Origin of the sequence: Mycobacterium sp. 1245801.1, from assembly GCF_001673055.1 — a bacterium.
Lineage (GTDB): Bacteria > Actinomycetota > Actinomycetes > Mycobacteriales > Mycobacteriaceae > Mycobacterium > Mycobacterium europaeum_A.
In genome coordinates, this window is sequence record NZ_LZKY01000195.1 from 1 (window position 1) to 1,108 (window position 1,108).

General features: G+C 69.2%; 1 pseudogene. It reads left to right on the forward strand.

The annotated features are described in order from the left end of the window. Nucleotides 1-1,108, forward strand: a pseudogene (locus A5622_RS12515) (HNH endonuclease signature motif containing protein); the annotation flags it as partial.

Consider the following 1,108-nt stretch of genomic DNA (forward strand, 5'->3'; position numbering starts at 1 on the left):
GTGGAGATCGTGGCCGAGATCGATCGCGACGAGTTGTGCGGGATGACCGGGGCGCGGTCGGTGCCGGCGTTGGTGGCTTGGAAGACGGGGTGTTCGTCGGCAAATGCGCGCACGATCGCCACGATTGCGAGCCGGCTTGAGGAGTTTCCGCGCTGCGCTCAGGGCATGCGGGAGGGCCGGCTGTCGCTGGACCAGGTTGGGGTGATCGCGGCGCGGGCTGGCGAGGGTTCTGATGAGCATTACGCCGAGCTTGCCGCGGTGGCGACGGTGAACCAGTTGCGTACCGCGATCAAGCTGGAACCGCGACCGGACCCCGAACCGCAGCGCGAGCCCGAACGCTCGATCACCACGACCAGCACCGAGCACGGCAGCTGTTACCGGATCACGCTCCCTCACCTCGATGCGGCGAAGTTCGACGCGGCCTTGGCGTCGCATCGTGAGGCGCTGATCGCCGAGTGGAACACGATCAGGCCACCGGCGCGGGTGATCAGCGGCCGCCGTTGCCGGGCACGGTCGAGGCGTTCATGCGGCTGGTCGAGGCCGGCTGGGATGTCGAGGCGGCGCGGCGCCCGCACGGGCAGCACACCACCGTGGTGGTGCATGTCGATGTTGAGCAGCGCGCTGCGGCACTGCATCTGGGTCCGCTGCTTACCGATGCCGACCGCCAATACCTGAGCTGTGATGCCACGTGTGAAGTGTGGTTCGAGCGTCACGGACAGGTCATCGGTGCCGGGCGGGCGACGCGGGTGATCAACCGGCGGCTGCGCCGCGCGCTGGAGTACCGCGACCGCACCTGTGTGGTGCCGGGTTGTGGTGCCACCCGTGGTCTGCACGCCCATCACCTGCGGCACTGGGAAGACGGCGGCCCGACCGAGTTGGCCAACCTGGTGCTGGTCTGTCCCTACCATCACCGGTCACATCATCGCGGTGTCCTCGCCATCAGCGGACCCGCACACGCACTCGTGGTCCGCGACGAGGAAGGCCGAGTGCTGAGCCCGGGATCGCTGGCGCGCCCACCCACGGGGCCCCCGCCTGCGGTGGCGCCGTGTCCGGGACCGATCGGCGAACGCGCCGACTGGTGGTGGTACACACCCTTCCAACCCCACCC